We start from the raw sequence: 209 nt of genomic DNA, 5'->3' as shown, positions 1-209 counted from the left end.
CAACGTGGCCACTGATCGGGTGACGGCGGTGATGCGAACCCGGGTGCGCAACGGACAGGGCTCCCGTGCCGTTGAGGGAGGTGTTCGACGTCTCAACTCGGCAGCACAGAAGCCCTGTTGGTTCCGTATCCTGCCGCACTCGACCTCCCGCATGCCCTGGTCGAGTGGGTCACGATGCTCATCGTCACCCGTGAGGGTGACCGGCGGTG

1 pseudogene is annotated in these 209 nt (G+C 65.6%); it reads left to right on the top strand.

Annotation, left to right across the window (positions count from 1 at the left end):
* Nucleotides 1–117: 117 nt before the first annotated feature.
* A pseudogene (locus IE94_RS39795) lies at nt 118–209 on the top strand (IS5/IS1182 family transposase); the annotation flags it as partial.

The sequence above is a fragment of the Streptomyces violaceorubidus genome, assembly GCF_000717995.1.
In the GTDB taxonomy this organism is placed as follows: Bacteria; Actinomycetota; Actinomycetes; order Streptomycetales; family Streptomycetaceae; genus Streptomyces; species Streptomyces violaceorubidus.
Note: the sequence above shows the minus strand (reverse complement) of the source record. Positions and strands in the feature narration are given on the sequence as shown.